Source organism: Synechococcus sp. BS55D, assembly GCF_004332415.1.
Taxonomy (GTDB): domain Bacteria; phylum Cyanobacteriota; class Cyanobacteriia; order PCC-6307; family Cyanobiaceae; genus Synechococcus_C.
On sequence record NZ_PHQT01000002.1, the window covers coordinates 511083 to 527583 of the forward strand.

Genomic DNA, 16501 nt, shown 5'->3' on the forward strand with positions numbered 1-16501 from the left:
CCTGGGTTCTCGGAGGGCCGAGAAAGCCAATGCCTGATTCGAGCTGGCCTAGGGCGCAGTCGAGCTGACAGCCTCCGGTAAATCGCATCGAGCGCCGATAACAAAAGCAGGGGTTTCGCTGATGCGATCAAACAAATCAAGACTCTCTTGATTGAGATTGATCAACTCGACATTGGAGCCGCCTTGTTGCAGCTTGCGGATCACTTGGTCAAGGGCGCGCATGCCAGTCTGATCCCACACATGAGCCTGGGCCATGTCAATCGTGACGCGGGCTGGATGGACGTGCTTCTTGAAGCCTGCCAGGAAATAAACCGTGCTCACAAAGAAGAGCTGCCCCTGCACCGTGACATAGAGATGATCGTCGGTAAGTTGGGTGGCGGAAACGGAGATCACCTTGGCCACTTTGCGGCTGAAGAGAATGCCAGCGAGTGCAACCCCAACCACCACTGCGATGGCCAAATTGCGAGTCATCAATGCCAACACCAGGGTGAGAAGCATCACGGAGGTGTCGCTCTTGGGCACGACTTTGACCTTGAGAAACGAATCCCAATTCACCGTGCTGATCGACACCATGATCATCACGCTCACTAGCGCCGCCATCGGAATGCGGGCCAGCCAGCTGCTCAGTGAGATCACCAAGATCAAGAGCCCCACACCAGCCGTGAGGGTTGAGAGGCGGTAACGGCCACCGGAGTTCAGGTTGATCACCGACTGGCCGATCATGCCAGCGCCGGCCATGCCCCCGAACAGACCAGCGGTGATATTCGCGAAGCCCTGGGCCCTTGCTTCGGCTTCGTAGTCGGCCTCTTGATCCAGCATGTCTTCCACCACATTGGCCGTGAGGAACGACTGCAGAAGACCAACAAATGAAATGGCCAAGGCGGTCGGCAGGATGATCCCCCAGGTAGCCCAGGAGCTGAACACCTCTGGGATCTGGAAGAGTGGAAGGCTGCTCGGAAGCTGGCCCAGGTCACCCACGCGGGGAATGGGCAACTGCAGCCATTCCGCCAGGCCGCTGATCACCAAGATGGCCACCAGCGTGGAGGGCACCAGTTTGGTGAACCGGGGCAGCCCATAGATGATCAGCAAGCCCAGAGCCACCAATCCCCAGACCCATGGCCAACTAATGCTCTGTCCTGTGGCTGCCAGGCTGGGAATGGTTTCGCCGCCATCGCGGCCGATGCCGAGTTGGGGCAACTGTGCCAAAAAGATCAGCACGCCGATGGCATTCACAAAGCCCACGGTGACGGCCCGGGGGACGAAACGCATCTGCTGGGCCAGACGCAGGTACCCCCAGAGAATCTGAAACACACCAGCCAAGATCGTGGCGGCCAGCAGATAGGGGAGCCCATGGGACTGCATCAGGCCGCCCATCAATAGAGCCACACCGGCGGTGCAGGCTGACACCATGGCTGGTCTGCCGCCGAGCAGAGCAACAACGATGAGGATGCAGATCGAGCCGAACAAGCCAACCTGGGGATCCACGCCGGCCACGATCGAGAAAGCGATCGCCTCGGGAATGATGCCAAGGGCCACCACGAGGCCCGCGAGGCATTCCTTAGGAATGGCTTGGCTGTTTGGAATCAACGACAAACTTTTTGGCACGTTTACTCAATGACGATTGGGAGGAACGTATGAGCAGTACGCAACAGCAGTGGTTGATCAATCAAGCAACAACTGCATCGTGAAGACCGATCCACAGGCTCGAAACGATCAGAACTGGACTGCTCGTGCAGCGTTAAAGAGGACTGATCGCTATCGATTTAATTTAGCAGCGTCAGCTTGATCAAACGCCTCGAAACCGCCGCTAACACCGCTCTGACTCGTTTTCCCTGCCGCCACAACGCCATTGCCAGACATTCAGCCCCGTCCCGGTGATCTCTCCAGTTGCCTGCGCGACTGGAGCGGACCGACCCCCGTGCTGGTGCGCAGCGGCGGCACCTCGAGCCGTTCCAGTGATCCAACCCTGTGGAGCCTCGATCTCAGGACCCATTGCCGAGAGTTGCAGCTCAGCGACGACGGCTGCAGGGTGCGCGTCGGCGCCGGAGTGACGATGGCCGAGCTGCAAGGGCATCTGTCACCAGCGGGACGCAGTCTCCCCACCGGTCTTTCGGGTCTGCCCGGAGCCGGCTACCTGCTCACTGGAGGCATCAGTCCACTCAGCCGCAATCAGGGTCTAGCGATTGATCGGATCCTGGCTCTGGAGGGGGTGTGGGGTGACGGCACGCCGTTATCGCTCACGGCAGAACAGAGCACTAGTGCTGATGGCCATGCCTCAGACGCCTGGCGTGGTCTGCTCGGAGCGGCACCATTTCTGGCGGTGGTGAGCGCGATCGAACTGAGCACAACGCCGCGCCAGCCCCTTCACATCGCCCGTGCTCTGGTGTCGCCCGAGACGTTGGCCGAGTGGATTCAGCGGGCGGAGGACTGGCCGGATGGCCTCAGTTTGCAGTGGTTCTGGGCGGAACAGATCGAAATTCTGCTGGTGGCAATCGAGGCTGATGAGGCGTCGGTTCAGGCCTGGGCTGCGTGCCTGCCCCATCTCGCTCGCCTCCCTGGCGCCCTGGTCGAGCAAATTGATGGGATCGATGTCTTGCCGCGATTTGGATCGTTGATCCGCTCTCCACACCGGGGAGGCCCAGTGTCTACGGAGGTGCTCGGCCTGCTAGCGCCAGCCTGGGGGATGGCCACCCCGGCCCTGATCAACGCGGCGCGGGAGGTGATGGCGCAACGACCCGATCCAGGCTGTGCCCTGGCGAGCCAGCAGCTGGGGGGGGCGACCGCCCGGGTGCCCTCAGCCGCAACATCCTTCGTTCATCGACAGGCGCTCTGGAAACCGTGGATCACCGCCGCCTGGCCCGTCGGGGATCCAGCGGCGCGGCAACGCAGCCTGGCCTGGCTGATGCAACTGCGTAATCAGCTCCAGCCCCATTGCCCTGGAGTTCACCTCGCCCAGCTCCATGACCATCTGCCCTGGCATGGCTGGGAGTTAGAGGCTGCTTTCGGCGACTGGCTACCCGGCTTGCGTCGCCTCAAGGAGCAGCATGATCGCCACCAACTCTTGCCAGGGTTGTGAGGCTGACCTCAGCTCACGCATCAGCGCTTCTGAGGCGGTTCGGGGGTATCGGAGGGCTTCAACAAAACGGCCACCGTGCCCGCCACGATCATCAAAATCAGTAATCCACCGCCCAACAGCGGAAGGGTGAGATCAGAATCCATGGCGGTCTCTCAACTGCACCCATCGTGGCGCCCGGATCCGTTCAACGGGATCGCTGCATCAAGCTGAGGCAGCGTCCCAAGTCTCTGCGCATCGTCTTCAATCGATCACGAATCTGGGCGTCCTTGGGCTGGCGCGCGAGATAACGTTCGGTCACGTCATTGCCGATGCTCAGCAACAGACAGAGGGTTTCCACGTCACCACTGTCGGCGGCACGCTGCGCGGCTCCGTCCTTCAGCACCTGAAGGAGGGCCATCTTGTTGTTGTAAAGGCCGCGTGCACCCTCGTCCCAGGCCAGCACGGGCAATGAGAAGGAACCCACCTGTACGGCTGTGAACAAACCAAGCAACCAACGGCAATTCCCCATCCGCGGTTGTCGCGATCAAGTGTTGACGCTAGGGAGACTGGCCTGAGCTGACCACGAGTCCAATCGATCTGAGACACTTTTCGGATCTTGAGCCTGCCGCGCCATGCCCACTCGCAAGCGCATCGGCCTGCTCGCCTTGTTGATGTCGGTGAGTGCCTGCGCCACCCTCGGCGAAGGGGGCGCCTCCCGACTCGATCTGATCCGACAGCGAGGCTCCCTGCGCTGCGGCGTGAGCGGCAAGATCCCCGGCTTCAGCTTTCTGAAGGCCGATGGCAGCTATTCCGGTCTGGATGTGGATCTGTGTCGCGCGTTTGCCGCTGCCTTCATCCCAAGCGAAGCGAATGAACCAGGTGTTCAACGCGTTGAGTTTCGCCCTCTGACCGCCCCCGAACGCTTTACGGCCCTGCGCACCGGAGAAATCGACCTGCTCTCACGCAATACGACCTTCAACTTGAGCCGCGATGCTGCCGGAGGTAATGGCCTGAGCTTTGCACCGGTGGTTTTCCACGATGGACAAGGACTGATGGTGAAAGCCAGCAGTGGCATCAATCGGCTCGACGATCTCGCTAACCAAGCGATCTGTGTTGGTTCGGGTACGACAACCGAACAGAACCTCAATGACGCCTTCGAAGCACGAGGAATCAGCTACAAGCCAATCAAATACCAGGATCTGAACCAAGTCGTGGCGGGATACCTGCAGGACCGCTGCAGCGCCATGACCTCTGATCGATCCCAACTCGCTGCTGCTCGCTCCGGCTTTGCCGATCCCCAAAGCCATCGCATCCTCGACGATGTGCTCAGCAAGGAGCCTCTGGCCCCAGCGTCTGTTGGCGGAGACCAGCGGCTCGCCGATGCGATGCGCTGGGTTGTGTACGCGCTGATCACAGCTGAGGAGCTAGGCATCACCCAGGCGAATGTGCTGAATCGTCTCGAGGAGGCCAAACGCAGACCTGAGCTCACCGGACTACGGCGGTTTCTCGGAGTGGACGGAGGCCTGGGCGAAAAACTTGGACTACCCGATGATTTCGTTGTGAAGGTGATCGAACGCACAGGCAACTATGGCGAGATCTACAGCCGCCATCTCGGAGACAACAGCCAGGTGCCGATCCCCCGCGGTCCCAATCGGCTTGCCGCAGACGGTGGCGTGATGATCGCTCCCCCTTTCCAATGAAACGGCCTCTCCACTGGTGGTTACAGGCTGTGGTGCTGCTTGCAGCTCTCACGCTGCTGGGCGTTTTGGTGAACAACCTCACCGTCAACCTGATTCGCACTGGCCTGGGGCTCAGCTTCAGCTGGCTCACCCGTCCAGCCGGCTTCGCTCTGGCCGAACATCCTCTGCCCTTCAGCCCATCCGACAGTTATGCCTGGGCCCTACTGATGGGCTGGCTGAACAGCCTGAAGGTGATTGGCGCAGGCCTGGTGGCTGCCACCCTGATCGGCGTGAGCGCTGGAGCGGCAAGGCGCAGCTCCAACCACCTGCTCAGGGGCCTGGCAGCGCTGTATGTGGGCTTGATTCGGCAGATCCCCTTACTCCTTCAGCTGCTGTTCTGGTATTTCGTCGCTTTTCTTGCCCTCCCCTCCAATCCGGACTCCATGAGTCCTCTGCCGCTCCTGTTTCGACTCTCCAACCAGGGAATCAGCCTGCTGGGAGTCCCCCTCAGTGTGGAGTTCTGTGCGGTTCTGGTCGGGCTGGCCGTCTTCAGCGGCGCATCTATCGCCGAAGTGGTGCGCGGTGGTCTCGATGCCGTTCCCCGTGGGCAATGGGAGGCTTTTCGCAGTCTGGGCGTGCCTGAAGGCATTGGCCTGAGACGGATTGTGCTGCCACAGGCCCTGCCCGCCATCCTTCCAGGACTAAGCAGCCAGTATCTGAATTTGGCCAAGAACAGCACCCTGGCGATCGCCGTTGGCTATGCCGATCTTTATGCCGTGAGTGACACGTCCATCACCCAGACAGGGCGGGCAATCGAGGGGTTCCTGCTCCTTTTGCTCAGCTTTCTCCTTCTCAACCTTCTGATCAATGGCGGCATGCAACTTCTCAATCGCCTTGTGATGCAACCGCTTCGCCACCGTTAAGCTTCCGGCGTTCTTCCCTCGACGGTCATGGGGTCCCAACGTCGCATCGCTGGTGTGTTGCTGGTCGTCGCTGCGGTCGCTGCCGTGCTTCTGCCCTTCGCCTCCGGCACGCTGCTCACCATCGGGCTCGGCGGAATTGCTTTCGCCGCCGGGATTGGACAATTCCTCCGGCTTGGGAGCGAAGCTGGTGGCCAAGCTCGGCTGTTCCGAGTGCTCACCGGGCTGCTGTACTGCGGCGCCGCCCTTTGGGTCCTGATCGATCCGATCGATAGTGAAATCAGCCTGACGCTGTTCGTGGGCGTGCTGCTTCTTGTCGAAGGGGTGATGGAATTGGCGGCCGGAGCCACGACAGCGGGCCCAGCGGCAGGGCTGACTGTGCTCGACGGGGTCGTGACAGCCATTCTTGGCCTGCTGCTTGTGCTCGAGTGGCCCTCCGACAGCCTCTGGGCCCTCGGCACCCTGTTTGGTGTTGGCCTGTTCCTCTCGGCCCTGAACCACTTCCAAGCCCCCATACCACCGAGCGAGCAAGCCTGATGGGGCGATCGGGTCGCCTGATCCGCTACCTGCGCCGCCATCCGTTCGATGCGCTCCTCACCCTGGCGATCCTGATCTTGATCGCCTGGATCCTCTGGAGCACCGGTGCATGGGTGTTAACAGCAGCGGATTGGTCTGTCGTCAGCAGCAACCTGCCTCTGTTCGCCAGCGGCACCTATCCAGCGGACCAACGCTGGAGACCGATCCTGTGGCTGCTGCTGTTGCTGCTCCTGACCCTCTGCACGCTTTTGCTGCCCGTGAAACGCAGCCCACAGTGCAGGGGTGTATTCAGGCTGCTCCTCCCTTGGCTATGGCTGGCCATGCTTCCCTTCGGCATCACCCTGCTCGGAGGGGGGATGGGCCTACCCGCCGTTCCCTCCCGTGCTTGGGGAGGGCTGGCCCTGACCCTGCTGCTGACGGGAGCCAGTGGCTTTCTGGCACTGCCCCTAGGCATCCTGCTCGCGCTCGGACGCAATAGCCCCTGGCCCGTGCTGCATCACAGCAGTCGCCTCTACGTCGACCTGATGCGTGCCGTCCCCCTGATCGCCGTGCTCTTCTTTGGGCAACTGCTGATCCCACTGTTTCTGCCGATGAATCTGGAGATCAACCGCGTGCTCCGGGCCGTGGTCGCTTTTGGTCTCTTTGCTGCCGCTTACGTAGCGGAAGACATTCGCGGGGGCCTGCAAGCCATCCCCCGCACCCAGCGTGAAGCCGCCGCCGCTCTTGGACTCAGCACGATCCAAAGCCTGCGCTGGGTCGTGCTCCCTCAGGCGCTGAGGATCTCGCTGCCGGCTCTGACCAACCAAGCCATCGGCCTGCTGCAGAACACCAGCCTCATGGCCTTACTCGGATTGGTGGAACTGCTTGGGATCAGCCGCAGTTTGCTCGCGAATCCCGACTTCATTGGTCGCCACCTCGAGGTCTACCTCTGGCTTGGCGTGGTGTACTGGCTGGTCGGAACCGCCATGGCCCTACTCGCCAGCCGCCTTGAGACCAGTCGATAGAGCCATGACCACAGCCATCCAGGCCAGAGACCTCTGCAAACGCTATGGGAACGGGCCCCTGGCTCTTGATCACGTCTCCTTGGAGGTGAAGCTGGGCGAGGTGCTGGTGGTGATGGGGCCTTCAGGATCCGGCAAGAGCAGCCTGATTCGCACCTTCAACGGTCTCGAGTCGATCGATTCGGGGACTCTGAATGTGCTCGGAATCCCCCTGGATGCTGAGGGTGATGAGCGGCAGATCCGCAGGATCCGCAAGCGGGTGGGCATGGTGTTTCAGCAATTCAACCTCTTCCCCCATCTCTCGATCCTCAACAACATCACCCTGGCGCCGATCCGGGTTCAGGGGATGGCCAGGCCGGAAGCAGAACAACAGGCCAGAAGCCTGCTGTCGCAGATGGGGATTGCGGAGCAGGCAGACAAATTCCCTGCCCAGCTCAGTGGCGGTCAGCAGCAGCGGGCGGCGATCGCCCGTGCCCTGGCGCTGAAACCGGAGGTGATGCTCTTCGATGAACCCACTAGCGCCCTGGATCCCGAGCGAGTCAAGGAAGTACTGGATGCCATGCGAGCCCTGGCATCTGAGGGCATGACCATGGTGGTGGTCACCCACGAACTCGGATTCGCCAGGGACGTGGCCGACCGCGTTCTCTTCATGGACCGCGGGCGGGTGGTGGAACTCAATGATGCGTCCTCCTTTTTCAACCATGCCCGCGAGGAACGCAGTCGCCGCTTCCTCAGCCAAATGCAGAACTAAATGGCCTGCAAACGCCTCAGGGCGCTCTCAGCAGCCATCAGCTCCCGTTCGGTGCTCAGCCAACTCTCATTGTCAGCAGGAAGGGCCTCCACTTGCTGAGCCAAGCGCTCGAGCAGCTGATCCCGTCGGTCACTGAGACTGAGCGCCAACCGCTCCCAGTGGCGAGGGATCGAGCAGACGGGGCCAGCAGCACGCATCGGTCAACCTGTAGACAATCTGAAGTCTGTCACAGGGGCCGTGGGTCAAGATCGAATCACCCACTGTTCGGCTGATCGCGGATGCTTCGCCTCTTCGCCGAACTATTACCCACGCTGGGACTCGGCTATCTGATCGGCCGTCGGCGGCCGAGCTGGACAAGGCCCCTTGCCTTGCCACTGGTGCGTTTCGGAGTGCCGATCAGTCTGATGGGACTCCTGCTTCGCAGCGGACTGAACTGGGCTGTGCTCGGCTACGCCGCGATCGCCGTCTTCGGCATCCTGCTGATGCTCACCATCACGCAGCAGCATCGCTGCCAGGCCCTGGGGCTCAGCACACCGACCCTGCAACTGGGCAGCTGCGTCGGCAACACCGCCTATTTCGGGATTCCCGTTGCCCTAGCCCTGCTACCGGAGGAAGCCCTTCCAGTGAGCATCGGCTACGACTTCGGTGCCACCTTGCTGGCGTGGGGACTGGGCCCCCTCTGGCTTGCGAGGACGCAGGGGCAGGGGCAGGGACGGACTGAAACCCTGGTCTCATTGCTTCGCCACATCAGTGAAAGCCCTGCCAGTCGTGGGCTGCTGGGTGCTCTGATGGTTCAGCTAACCCCCTGGCGAGCGGACATCGCTGCGCTGCTGTGGTTTCCATCCAGGGTGGTGATTGTGCTGGCCCTTACCGTCGTGGGCATGCGCCTCGGAGCGATCGAGCCGAGGGGCGAGGCCACAGCCTCCAGAGCAGGTCTGGGCGTCTCGCTAATCGCCAAATTGGCGTTCTATCCCCTGCTGATGCTGCTGGTCACACGCCTGTTGCCCTTGGCCAGCAGCAGTCGGGATGCGCTGGTGTTGCAGGCAGCTGCCCCCACGGCAATCTCCGTGCTGCTGATGGCGGAGACCGTGCAGCGTGAACACGACACCGCAGCCTTGTTGGTGCTGCGCAGCACTCTGCTGGCGCTGATCAGCGTCCCTCTCTGGTGGTGGCTGCTGCAGTGGTTCGGAACACCCTGAAGGTGAGATTGATCCGAACCTCCTGCACCCGCCGCCGCACCGGCACAGCATGCAACCACTGCTGCTGACAGCCAGGGGCCATCACCAGCAGATCGCCATCAGCAAGTTCGAGGTCACGGCGCTCCTTGGAGAGGCGATGGCGAAACTGAAACGTACGGGATGCCCCGAAGGAGAGCGATGCGATCGGATGGGCGCCATCGATCTCAGGCTCATCATCGGCGTGCCAGCCCATGCGGTCATCACCGTGGCGATACAGATTGAGCAGACAGCCGTTGAAGGCAGTGCCGCCGGCAGCATTGACCTTCTCCAGCAAAGGTTGAAACCAATCGGGCCAGCCCCCACCGCGATGGAGAACTCCGCTGTACCGATAGGAGACCTGCTGGTCTGCCAGGAACACCGTCAGCCTGGGCACGGGATGGCGACGCCCATACACCTGAACCACAGGCTGCTCCCAGAGCAACTGCTCTTGTAATCGACCCATCCAGTGCCTGCAGGCCTCTGCCTCCATCCAACGGCGGTGCAGATGCCAAGGCTCGAGCATCATGGAATCGGCGCTGGACGCCCCCCATGCTGGCTGACTCCCCCGATGCGCAAACCCCAGATGGGCAGCCGCCTCTGATCAAGGCCCTATTGCGTCCAGAGGCCTACCCCCATCCGGTGGAATCAGTGCAGCTGGTGGAGACTCATATCTCCTGGGTGCTGCTGACTGGCATGTGGGCCTACAAAATCAAAAAGCCGATCGATCTCGGCTTTGTGCAGGCCGCCACCTTTGAGCAACGCCTGCATTACTGCCGAGAGGAGCTACGCCTGAATCAGCGGCTGGCCCCAGATCTTTACGCCGCCGTGGACTCCGTGGTCGGCCCAGCGGAGTCGGCCCGGATCCTTGCCTGCGACCCCGACCAAGCACGACGGAACCAACAAGATCTGCTGGAAGCGACGGTGCGCATGCACCAATTCCCCTCCAGATCTCTGCTGAGCAACTGCCTCGACGAACCATTACCGGACAGCTGCTTCGAGGAACTGGCCGACAGCCTCGCCCAGTTCCACCATCAGGCAGCCCGTGCGGCCTCGACAGGCCCTCTCGGCACAGCGTCAGCAGTGATCGAACCAGTCCAGGCCAATCTGCTGGTGCTGGATCAACGAACACCCAAGGGGCCGATCCACGCCGCCCTCGCCAGGCACCGCACCTGGACTGAGCAGGAAAGCAAACGACTCTCCCCACGGTTCCAACAACGGCTCGAAGCGGGAGCCATCCGTGAGTGCCACGGCGATCTGCATTGCGGCAATATCCACCGCCGAGCCGACGGCAAGCTCGAGGTCTTTGACGCCATTGACTTCAACCCAGGGCTGCGATGGATCGACCCAATCAGTGAGATCGCTTTTCTGGTGATGGATCTCCAGGTGCAGCAGCAATCGGGAGCCGGCGCCATCCTCCTCAACCGCTGGCTGGAGTGCAGTGGTGACTACAGAGCCATGGACCTCTGGCGCTGGTATTTCGCCTACCGGGCCATGGTGCGGGCGAAGGTCACGGCCGTGCGCCAGGGCCAACAACCCAATGCAACGTTGATGGGAAGAGTGAGCGACTACATCGAGCGGGCTGCCCAGATGGAACAACCAGCGAAGGGAGGGCTGGTGTTGATGCATGGGCTGAGCGGCAGTGGCAAATCCACCCTCAGCCGCTTCCTGGTGGGAGCGCTGCCGGCCCTGCGGGTTCGCTCGGATCTCGAACGCGCCAGGGCCTTCGGGCGACTGCCGTTGCAGGTCGGCTGGCGCACGGATCCTGACCCCTACAGCGCTGAGGTCACAGCATGGCTGTTCGAGCAACGGCTCCCAGAGCTGGTGGAGTCGCTGCTGAGCAGTGGTTTTGATGTGATCGTGGATGCCACCTTCCTGCGACGCAGGGAGAGGGAGTGGATGCGCCTTTTGGCGAAACGGATGGACCGCGCCATGGTGATCCTGCACTGCCAATGCAGTGATGCCACGGCGTCGACCCGGATCCAACAGCGCCAGGCCCTTGGTCGCGACCCATCCGAGGCCGATTGCTCTGTCCGTGAGCGACAGAAACAGTGGATCGAGCCTCTGGATTCACAGGAACAGGCGCAGAGTGTTGTCTTCCGAGAGGGGGATCGGCCATCCAATCTGCTGCCGGTGCTCAGATCCAAGCTCCTTGGGGAGCCTGTTGCAGGCGATGCATCTGAGTAACAAGCAATAAAGCTGGCCAAGAAAAAGCCTGCGATGGCCGATAAATTTCGAAAATGGCGGCACGAATCTCCGAAGAGGAATTCCTTGAACGGGCGCTTCAGCGCTTCGGAGACCGGTTCGATTATTCAGGTATTCACTACCGCAGCTACAAAAGCCCGATCAAGATTCTCTGCCGCAAACACCCTGTGCAGCAGATCTGCATCACACCTGAAAAACATCTCCAGACCACAGGCGGATGTCGCCACTGCGTCAGGGAAAAGCGTGTGGAAGCACTCGAACGGGAGCTCAATCGGGGCCCTTCCAGCGAGCGTGCGATCGAGACCAGCGCATCCGTGATGAACCAGGTGATTGGCAAGAGCGCTGGTGTTCTGCTCCTTCTCCTTCTTGCCCCTTCAGCCCTCGTGGCGGGAAGCATCACCGCCGAGTCGGTCTGGGATGCCCAGGATGCCACCGAACGGGCCCAGCAACAGGTGCCGCAAGGCAGCACTGTGACCGACACCCAATGCACCACCATCCAGGTGCGCGAAAGCGATCGCTATCGCTGCACGGTGTTTTACAGCGAAAAAGCGCAGCCCATCAGCCCGCCAGACTGACGCGCTGATAACAGAACCAGACCCACTGCTGAAACAGCAGATTGCGATGGGAGCGCCAGAGGGTCTGGGGGTGATCAGCATCAAAGTTCTCGGGAGGCGGCACATCACCGCGAGCCCGGTCTCTCTCCATCTCCCCCAGGATCCTGGACGTGTTGTATTCGGGATGCCCCAAGTGCATCAGCTGACGCTGATCGGTCGTCTCGAAGATGGTGTAGCCGACGTCTTCGCCATGGGCGAGCAAGCGCAGCCTGCCCTGACGCTGAGCGGCCTCCATCGTCGAATCCGCCAGTCCAGCATGGCGACTCTGGGGGCAGAAGAAGCGATCATCCTGGGTTCCCATCAGGGCATGGCCCGGCACCAAGCTGCGCATGGGATACACCCCAAACAGCTTCTTTTCAAACGGAATCTTGTCAACTCCAGCCAGATACGCCAAGGCAAATCCGGCCCAACAAAGCCCAAGGGTGCTGGCGCAACTGCGACGGGCTTCCTCGATCAGATCCACAAGTTCTGGCCAATAGGTGACCTGCTCGAAAGGAAGATGCTCCACCGGAGCACCGGTGATGATCAGGCCATCGAGGGGCGCCTGAGCGGTGGCCTCCTCCCAGCTCACGTAGAGCTGATCGAGGTGGTGATGGTCCCAGGTTTTATAGGAATGACTGGTGAGTCGGATCCAGATCGGTTCGATCTGCAGAGGGGATAGCCCGAGGGGATGGAGCAGGTTGAATTCGTACTGCTTTCCCAGGGGCATGATGTTGAGAATGCCGATCCTCAGGGGCCGGATGTCCTGACGCTCGGCAAGCTCGGGCTCGATCCAGGAAATGCCGTTGCGTTCGACCGCGGCGATCTTGTGATAGCTGCGCGGAAGAATCAGTGCCATGGGGTCACGCCTTGAGGTCGCAGTTCAGGAAAGCAATGCCAGGGCCTGATCGAAATCGGCCTTGATGTCATCGATGTGCTCCAATCCCACCGAAACGCGAACCATCGTGGGGGTCACGCCTGCGGAGGCCTGCTCCTCCTCCGAAAGCTGCTGGTGGGTGGTGGAAGCTGGATGAATGACAAGGGTTTTGGCATCACCGACATTGGCGAGATGGCTAGCGAGCTGAAGACCATTGATGAAGCGAACCGCATCATCAAACCCACCCTTCAGGGAGAACATCAGCATGCAGCCCATCCCCCGGCCGGTGAGGTACTGCTTCGCTCTGGCGTGATAGGGATCGCCGACCAGTCCGGGATAGCTGACGGATGCCACCCGGGGATGGTCCTGCAACCAGGACGCCAGGGCCATCGCATTCTCCGCATGACGCTCGACACGCAGGCTCAAGGTCTCGAGGCCCTGTAACAGCAAGAAGCTGTTGAAGGGGCTCACCGCCGGGCCCCAGTCACGCAGCCCTTCAAGCCTTGCCCGCAGGGCAAAGGCGATGTTGCGGTCAGCGGGAACACCCAGCATTTTGCAGATCTCGCTACCGAAGCCGAAGGCATCCCAGTGGACCAGTCCGTGATAAGCGGCACTGGGCTCACTCATGAGCGGGAAACGGCCGTTGCCCCAGTCAAAGCTGCCGGCATCCACGATCACACCACCGAGGCTGGTGCCATGGCCACCGATCCACTTGGTGGCGCTTTCCACGACCACATCGGCACCGTGTTCAATCGGTCGTAGCAACGCCCCACAGGCACCCAGGGTGTTGTCAACAATCAGAGGAATGCCACGCTCCTTAGCCAGGGCAGACAAGCCGGCGAAATCAGGAATGTTGAAGCGGGGATTCCCCATCGCCTCCACATAGATCGCCTTGGTGTTGGCATCGATCTGGGCGGCAAAACTGGCGACGTCGTCACCCTCAGCGAATTTGACCTGAATGCCGAGGCGAGGGAACTGCACCTTGAACTGGTTGTAGGTGCCGCCGTAGAGGAACGAGGTGGAGACAAAATTGTCACCAGCCTGCATGCAGTTGGTGATCGCCAGGAACTGAGCGGACTGACCAGACGCTGTGGCAAGGGCGGCCACACCTCCTTCGAGGGCAGCCACACGCTTCTCAAACACATCCGTCGTCGGATTCATCAGACGGGTGTAAATGTTTCCGAACTCCTTGAGGCCAAACAGGTTGGCACCGTGCTCAGCGTCATTGAACACGTAGGAACTGGTCTGGTAAATCGGCACCGCCCGGGCATTGGTCGCCGGATCAGGAGCCTGTCCGGCATGCAGCTGCAGGGTCTCGAAGCGATGCGAAGCCACGGCCAGTCGAGCAATGAATCCCTGTTCTAGCTTCCGGCACCAGGGTCCCGACTCCAATCGGCAGGCGGTTCAGGTTTCTCGCTGTTAGCCAAAGACGGCAAGGTCTCCCGAAGGAGCGGCGTGAGTCGAGCCCGGACCTGATCCCGGAAGCTGACCAGCGCATCGGCGTGGAGCACGGGATAAGGCTGAGCTCCTGCCAGGTCACGCAGAGGTCGGAAGCGAGTCGACTCCTTGGCCTTCAGGGCCTCAAGGGCGGCCATGAAGTCGTACTGGCGCATCTCACCCGATGAGGCGGCAAGAGCGGTGGCCATGTCAGCCAGCTCCTCGCGAACGGGATCGAAACCCTTGGCTTTCAGGGTGTCGGGAAGGCCGAGAACGGGTTGGTAGTAGTCGAGTAGGCGCAGCTCCTCCTCGAGCAACATCGGCCAGGCACCCTGGGCACCATCAGGCAAACCGAACTCTGCCTCTGCTGCCTGCATGGCATCGAGATGAAATTGAAGCCAACGCACATAGGCCTTGTCACGAAGCCCTTTGCGGGCTGCTGCCTTGCCGCTGAGGATGGCCGGGAGAGCAGCTTCTGCCTTGCGAAGGAAGAGTCGGTCCTCCCGTTCGAGGTTCATCGCCCCCCAGCGCTGGCGGTACTCCCACAGTTCGGCATAACGGGCCACGTCCTCGGCTGACCAGCCAAGCGACTTGAGCTCATCGCCCCGATGCGTCAGTTCCTTGGCCACGCGCAGGATTGTTCTCAGTTGGTCGCAGCGTAGTTGGTGGGCTGCTGAAGGGCTGGCGACGCAAATAGTCCCGTACATGAATCGGTTTTGCCTGGGCATAGCCCACGGGCAACCAGAGATCCCCTCCAGCCGATGCGTAGTGAATCTCCCAGTGGTAGAGGCCCCGGTAGGCAGCCGGATCAGCCTTCAAAACCGCGGCGTAGCGCTGAACAGCCTCTCCGTAGTGATGGCTGTTGTTGTACCCCCAGAGCCCGCGGCGGATATCGCTGAGTCCCCCCCGACGCACGAGGTAGCGAGCAGCGGCATGGATCGCATCCCAGGGATCACGAATGTTGCCGCCACGACCGATGCCTGGCTCCGCCCACGTGCTGGGCAAAAACTGCATAGGTCCCTGGGCATTGGCGACCGAAACCCCATCGATCCGACCCATACCGGTTTCGACCAGATTCACCGCCGCTAGAACCTCCCAGGGAATCCCGGTCTTGGCCGAGGCACTGCGGTACGCCTCGAGCAGGCGCTCAGCCGGGGCCGGTGCCTGAATGCGCCATGCGGGCAGCGTCGAACCAGCCGGCCCCCGATGCATGGCCAGAAATTCCCGGCGGGCCGCGACGTGCTGATCAAACAACCATTGCCAGGAGGGTGACAGGGCTTGCCGGACCTGTCGAGCCCTTGCGGGATCGCGGGAGAGCACCCGATAGATCACCTGCTGCTGATGGGCGAGTCGCGGCAGGGCTGAATCCGGTGTCGCCGGCGCCCGGATCGCAGCCTCAAGAGCCTCCAGCAACGACGCCAGCGCGCTGGGATCCTGCGGGATCAAGGGATAGTGGCGACCGTCCGCACTGCGGGGAAGAGCGGGGTGGGTGGGCAGCACCGGCAGGGAGGCAGGCGCAACCCTTGAGGCCTGGGATTCCCCACCTCCGCTGCGCTGACTGACGATGACCGCCGGTATCAGCAGCGCCGCCAGCAGGGGCCAGCACCAACGACGTGAACGGGCACGGGCCATCCGGTTGAGGGCAGCGATCAGAACGACAGAAAGGCGCGACGGTCGTGGAAATCGGCCTGCTCCGCTGGATGGCGAAGGGCCCAGGTGCTCAAGCGACCATCCCGTTCCTCCACCACCATGGCAAGACCGAGCTCGGGCTGCACTCCTGGAGGCCACCAGGGGTGCAGCGGAAGCTGGATATCGCCGCGAAGATCGCGGAGGCCGCGCTGGAGGGTGAGCAAGGGGGGGTGTTCGACAGCCAACGGCACATCAACAGGCTCCCGTCGCACCCGGTAGCCATCAAAGGCGTAAAGGTTCCAGTCGCCGGAGGGGGAGACATTGAGCTCCCAGTAGCAAGGGCTTCCGGGTAAACCGAGAAAAGCCTCAAAACAAGTGTGCTGCCAGAGATCATCCAGACGTTGAGGGGTCGGTTGGAGCGGGGGTAACAAGAGCTCTTCCAGATCTCCACTGGGCAGCAACGGGCGAAGACCAAAGCTGAGCTCCAGCTGGCCGGACTCTCTCCAGACAAACTCGACACGGATGGAGAGGGTCGGACTCAGCTCTGATGCAAAGGGATGCAAGGAGCACACCTGACGCACCATCACGGAATGGCGGGCCATG

General features: G+C 61.6%; 18 protein-coding genes and 1 pseudogene. 9 read left to right on the forward strand and 10 right to left on the reverse strand.

The annotated features are described in order from the left end of the window. Positions 1-48: 48 nt before the first annotated feature. Positions 49-1605: a SulP family inorganic anion transporter gene (locus CWE16_RS06290; RefSeq protein ID WP_131593851.1), complete on the reverse strand. Its 1557-nt coding sequence runs from the start codon at positions 1603-1605 to the stop codon at positions 49-51. A gap of 244 nt (positions 1606-1849) precedes the next feature. Here CWE16_RS06290 and CWE16_RS06295 point away from each other — a divergent pair, with 244 nt between their 5' ends. Beyond that, positions 1850-3076: an FAD-binding protein gene (locus tag CWE16_RS06295; protein ID WP_131593853.1), complete on the forward strand. Its 1227-nt coding sequence runs from the start codon at positions 1850-1852 to the stop codon at positions 3074-3076. 20 nt (positions 3077-3096) lie between these two features. On the opposite strand, the gene CWE16_RS12360 is transcribed toward CWE16_RS06295, so the two are convergent. Then, positions 3097-3219 (reverse strand): hypothetical protein, encoded by a 123-nt coding sequence (locus tag CWE16_RS12360; RefSeq protein ID WP_269088336.1) that lies wholly within the window; start codon positions 3217-3219, stop codon positions 3097-3099. A 41-nt stretch (positions 3220-3260) separates the two neighbouring features. Next, positions 3261-3584, reverse strand: coding sequence for a hypothetical protein (locus CWE16_RS06300; RefSeq protein ID WP_131593855.1), 324 nt, complete (start codon positions 3582-3584; stop codon positions 3261-3263). Positions 3585-3687: 103 nt separating this feature from the next. Here CWE16_RS06300 and CWE16_RS06305 point away from each other — a divergent pair, with 103 nt between their 5' ends. The 5 genes from CWE16_RS06305 to CWE16_RS06325 are packed head-to-tail and all read left to right on the forward strand — an operon-like array spanning position 3688 to position 7943. Then, positions 3688-4755: an amino acid ABC transporter substrate-binding protein gene (locus tag CWE16_RS06305; protein ID WP_131593857.1), complete on the forward strand. Its 1068-nt coding sequence runs from the start codon at positions 3688-3690 to the stop codon at positions 4753-4755. Next, positions 4752-5657 carry an ABC transporter permease subunit gene (locus CWE16_RS06310; RefSeq protein WP_131593859.1) on the forward strand — a complete coding sequence of 302 codons (906 nt, stop codon included), beginning with the start codon at positions 4752-4754 and terminating at the stop codon, positions 5655-5657. The genes CWE16_RS06305 and CWE16_RS06310 overlap by 4 nt, the downstream gene beginning before the upstream one ends. 27 nt (positions 5658-5684) lie before the next feature. Then, positions 5685-6191 carry an HdeD family acid-resistance protein gene (locus tag CWE16_RS06315; protein WP_131593861.1) on the forward strand — a complete coding sequence of 169 codons (507 nt, stop codon included), beginning with the start codon at positions 5685-5687 and terminating at the stop codon, positions 6189-6191. Then, positions 6191-7195, forward strand: coding sequence for an amino acid ABC transporter permease (locus CWE16_RS06320; protein ID WP_131593863.1), 1005 nt, complete (start codon positions 6191-6193; stop codon positions 7193-7195). Before CWE16_RS06315 ends, CWE16_RS06320 begins: the two co-directional genes overlap by 1 nt. Before the next feature lie 4 nt (positions 7196-7199). After that, on the forward strand, positions 7200-7943 hold the full coding sequence (locus tag CWE16_RS06325) for an amino acid ABC transporter ATP-binding protein (protein ID WP_131593865.1): 744 nt from the start codon (positions 7200-7202) through the stop codon (positions 7941-7943). Here CWE16_RS06325 and CWE16_RS06330 read toward each other — a convergent pair. After that, positions 7940-8140, reverse strand: coding sequence for a hypothetical protein (locus CWE16_RS06330; protein ID WP_131457305.1), 201 nt, complete (start codon positions 8138-8140; stop codon positions 7940-7942). The two genes, CWE16_RS06325 and CWE16_RS06330, sit on opposite strands and share 4 nt — an antisense overlap. An 81-nt stretch (positions 8141-8221) precedes the next feature. On the opposite strand from CWE16_RS06330, the gene CWE16_RS06335 reads away from it, so the two are divergent. After that, positions 8222-9142 (forward strand): AEC family transporter, encoded by a 921-nt coding sequence (locus tag CWE16_RS06335; RefSeq protein ID WP_131593867.1) that lies wholly within the window; start codon positions 8222-8224, stop codon positions 9140-9142. On the opposite strand, the gene CWE16_RS06340 is transcribed toward CWE16_RS06335, so the two are convergent. Continuing rightward, on the reverse strand, positions 9093-9686 hold the full coding sequence (locus CWE16_RS06340) for an alpha-ketoglutarate-dependent dioxygenase AlkB family protein (protein WP_131593869.1): 594 nt from the start codon (positions 9684-9686) through the stop codon (positions 9093-9095). The two genes, CWE16_RS06335 and CWE16_RS06340, sit on opposite strands and share 50 nt — an antisense overlap. A 23-nt stretch (positions 9687-9709) precedes the next feature. Here CWE16_RS06340 and CWE16_RS06345 point away from each other — a divergent pair, with 23 nt between their 5' ends. Next, positions 9710-11344, forward strand: a complete 1635-nt coding sequence (locus CWE16_RS06345; RefSeq protein WP_131593871.1) for a bifunctional aminoglycoside phosphotransferase/ATP-binding protein — start codon at positions 9710-9712, stop codon at positions 11342-11344. A gap of 53 nt (positions 11345-11397) precedes the next feature. Next, positions 11398-11655, forward strand: a pseudogene (locus CWE16_RS06350) (hypothetical protein); the annotation flags it as partial. Between the two features lie 265 nt (positions 11656-11920). On the opposite strand, the gene CWE16_RS06355 reads toward CWE16_RS06350, so the two are convergent. The 5 genes from CWE16_RS06355 to CWE16_RS06375 are packed head-to-tail and all read right to left on the reverse strand — an operon-like array spanning position 11921 to position 16500. Beyond that, a complete protein-coding gene (locus CWE16_RS06355) occupies positions 11921-12814 on the reverse strand; it encodes a homoserine O-succinyltransferase (protein WP_131593873.1) in 894 nt (297 codons plus the stop codon). A 24-nt stretch (positions 12815-12838) separates the two neighbouring features. Beyond that, a complete protein-coding gene (locus tag CWE16_RS06360; RefSeq protein WP_131594142.1) occupies positions 12839-14167 on the reverse strand; it encodes an O-acetylhomoserine aminocarboxypropyltransferase/cysteine synthase family protein in 1329 nt (442 codons plus the stop codon). Positions 14168-14193: 26 nt separating this feature from the next. Next, entirely contained in the window at positions 14194-14898 is a 705-nt protein-coding gene (locus tag CWE16_RS06365) for a hypothetical protein (RefSeq protein WP_131593875.1), read from the reverse strand. Continuing rightward, positions 14867-15901: a lytic transglycosylase domain-containing protein gene (locus tag CWE16_RS06370; protein ID WP_131593877.1), complete on the reverse strand. Its 1035-nt coding sequence runs from the start codon at positions 15899-15901 to the stop codon at positions 14867-14869. The genes CWE16_RS06365 and CWE16_RS06370 overlap by 32 nt, the downstream gene beginning before the upstream one ends. A 17-nt stretch (positions 15902-15918) precedes the next feature. Continuing rightward, positions 15919-16500: a DOMON-like domain-containing protein gene (locus CWE16_RS06375; RefSeq protein ID WP_131593879.1), complete on the reverse strand. Its 582-nt coding sequence runs from the start codon at positions 16498-16500 to the stop codon at positions 15919-15921. Position 16501: the final 1 nt, after the last annotated feature.

Bases quoted from the DNA above. Each gene is read 5' to 3' on its own strand.
- CWE16_RS12360 (WP_269088336.1), bottom strand. From the start codon at position 3,219: ATGGATTCTGATCTCACCCTTCCGCTGTTGGGCGGTGGATTACTGATT.
- CWE16_RS06300 (WP_131593855.1), bottom strand. From the start codon at position 3,584: ATGGGGAATTGCCGTTGGTTGCTTGGTTTGTTCACAGCCGTACAGGTG.
- CWE16_RS06305 (WP_131593857.1), top strand. From the start codon at position 3,688: ATGCCCACTCGCAAGCGCATCGGCCTGCTCGCCTTGTTGATGTCGGTG.
- CWE16_RS06310 (WP_131593859.1), top strand. From the start codon at position 4,752: ATGAAACGGCCTCTCCACTGGTGGTTACAGGCTGTGGTGCTGCTTGCA.
- CWE16_RS06315 (WP_131593861.1), top strand. From the start codon at position 5,685: ATGGGGTCCCAACGTCGCATCGCTGGTGTGTTGCTGGTCGTCGCTGCG.
- CWE16_RS06320 (WP_131593863.1), top strand. From the start codon at position 6,191: ATGGGGCGATCGGGTCGCCTGATCCGCTACCTGCGCCGCCATCCGTTC.
- CWE16_RS06325 (WP_131593865.1), top strand. From the start codon at position 7,200: ATGACCACAGCCATCCAGGCCAGAGACCTCTGCAAACGCTATGGGAAC.
- CWE16_RS06330 (WP_131457305.1), bottom strand. From the start codon at position 8,140: ATGCGTGCTGCTGGCCCCGTCTGCTCGATCCCTCGCCACTGGGAGCGG.
- CWE16_RS06335 (WP_131593867.1), top strand. From the start codon at position 8,222: ATGCTTCGCCTCTTCGCCGAACTATTACCCACGCTGGGACTCGGCTAT.
- CWE16_RS06340 (WP_131593869.1), bottom strand. From the start codon at position 9,686: ATGATGCTCGAGCCTTGGCATCTGCACCGCCGTTGGATGGAGGCAGAG.
- CWE16_RS06345 (WP_131593871.1), top strand. From the start codon at position 9,710: ATGCTGGCTGACTCCCCCGATGCGCAAACCCCAGATGGGCAGCCGCCT.
- CWE16_RS06355 (WP_131593873.1), bottom strand. From the start codon at position 12,814: ATGGCACTGATTCTTCCGCGCAGCTATCACAAGATCGCCGCGGTCGAA.
- CWE16_RS06370 (WP_131593877.1), bottom strand. From the start codon at position 15,901: ATGGCCCGTGCCCGTTCACGTCGTTGGTGCTGGCCCCTGCTGGCGGCG.
- CWE16_RS06375 (WP_131593879.1), bottom strand. From the start codon at position 16,500: ATGGCCCGCCATTCCGTGATGGTGCGTCAGGTGTGCTCCTTGCATCCC.